The following is a 1,744-nucleotide window of genomic DNA, read 5'->3' as shown; positions in this document are numbered from 1 at the left end:
TCGCCCCCGGGCAGCTGCGCGCGATCGGCTTTCCCGAGGTTACCGCACCAGGGTTCGATTACTGGGGCAGCACGGGTGCGCAGGCGCTGGTGCAGGGCTTCATCCGCGCGAATGGCGACGGGAACCTGACGGTCGGCTGCTATCTGTACGACGTGTCGTCGCGCGCCGAGCTGACCCGGCAGGGGTTCGTCGTGCCGCCGTCGGACTGGCGGCGTGCCGGGCATAAATGCGCGGACATGGTCTATACGCGACTGACCGGCGAGGGCGCCTATTTCGACAGCCGCGTCGTCTATGTCTCGGAAACCGGGCCGAAGAATCGCCGGATCAAGCGGCTGGCGATCATGGACCAGGACGGTGCGAACCACCGGTTCCTGACCAACGGCCAGTCGATCGTGCTGACGCCGCGGTTCGCGCCGAACCAGCAGTCGATCGTGTATATGAGCTATGTGAACAACCGGCCGGCGATCTATGTCTATGACATCGGCACCGGGCGGCAGCGGCTCGTGGTGCAGAATGCCAGCCTGACCTTTGCGCCGCGCTTCTCGCCCGATGGCCGCAACATCCTGTTCTCGATGGCGCAGGGCGGCAATACCGACGTGTACCGCGTGTCGAGCCAGGGCGGCGCGCCGCAGCGGCTGACCAATTCGCCCGGCATCGATACCGGCGGCAGCTATTCGCCCGACGGATCGAAGATCGTGTTCGAGAGCGACCGGTCGGGCGGGCAGCAGATCTATGTCATGAACGCGGACGGATCGAACCAGCAGCGGATCAGTTTCGGCGGCGGGCGCTATGCGACGCCGGTGTGGAGCCCGCGCGGCGACCTGATCGCGTTCACCAAGCTGGGCGGCGGGTTCCGGATCGGGATCATGAGCCCGAGCGGCGGGGGCGAGAAGCTGCTGACCAACGACTGGCAGGACGAGGGGCCGAGTTGGTCGCCGAACGGCCGCGTTATCAACTTCTTCCGCTCGGGACGCGGCGGCGGGGGCAAGGCGGATCTGTGGTCCGTCGACCTGACGGGCGTCAACGAGCGCAAGATTCCGACCCCGCTCGACGGGTCGGATCCAGCCTGGGGCCCGCTGCGGCCCTAGACCGATTATGTAATCTATGTTGGAATATGTTCCGACCACGGGAGAAGATGTGATGGCCAAGTTTACGACAACGCTGCTGTGCGCGACCGCGCTGATCGCCGTCGCGGGCTGCGCCAAGAAGCGGCCCGAGACCCTGCCGCCCGCCCCCGTCGATTCGTCGGCGGGCGTCGACCCGACCGGCGGGCTGGCCAATGGCGGCGCGAACGGCGCGATCGTGCCCGGGTCGGACGCCGATTTCCGCCGCTCAGTGCAGAGCAACACGGTCAATTTCGCGCTCGACATGTACGATATCGATCCGACCGCGCGCGCGATCCTCGACAGCCAGGCCGAGTGGCTGGCGCGCAACCCCAATGTCCGGATCACGATCGAGGGGCATTGCGACGAGCGCGGCACGCGCGAGTATAACCTGGCGCTGGGCGACCGGCGGGCCAATTCGGCGAAGAACTACCTCGCGGCGCGCGGCGTGTCGGCGTCGCGGATGACGACGATCAGCTATGGGTCGGAGCGGCCGGTGGCGCAGGGGTCGGACGATGCGGCCTGGGCGGAGAATCGCCGGGCGGTCACGATTGTGCTGAACTAAGGGTTGGTGGGGAGGGCCCTTCGGGGGCCTTTCCCGCCGTCATCCCCGCGGAGGCGGGGATCCAGACTGGCTGACC

General features: G+C 67.4%; 2 protein-coding genes. Both read left to right on the top strand.

The genetic code is table 11. The features are described 5' to 3' along the window. The coding region (gene tolB, locus sphsw_RS12600; protein WP_031440920.1) for a Tol-Pal system beta propeller repeat protein TolB at nucleotides 1-1,088 on the top strand (1,088 nt) is incomplete at its 5' end. 52 nt (nucleotides 1,089-1,140) lie between these two features. Beyond that, nucleotides 1,141-1,668: a peptidoglycan-associated lipoprotein Pal gene (pal, locus tag sphsw_RS12595; protein WP_031395926.1), complete on the top strand. Its 528-nt coding sequence runs from the start codon at nucleotides 1,141-1,143 to the stop codon at nucleotides 1,666-1,668. Nucleotides 1,669-1,744 lie beyond the last annotated feature (76 nt).

Source organism: Sphingomonas sp. FUKUSWIS1, from assembly GCF_000733135.1.
GTDB lineage: Bacteria > Pseudomonadota > Alphaproteobacteria > Sphingomonadales > Sphingomonadaceae > Sphingomonas > Sphingomonas aerolata.
Note: the sequence above shows the minus strand (reverse complement) of the source record. Positions and strands in the feature narration are given on the sequence as shown.

What these genes read in the sequence shown, in the direction of transcription:
- pal (WP_031395926.1), top strand. Translation starts at nt 1,141, where the DNA reads ATGGCCAAGTTTACGACAACGCTGCTGTGCGCGACCGCGCTGATCGCC.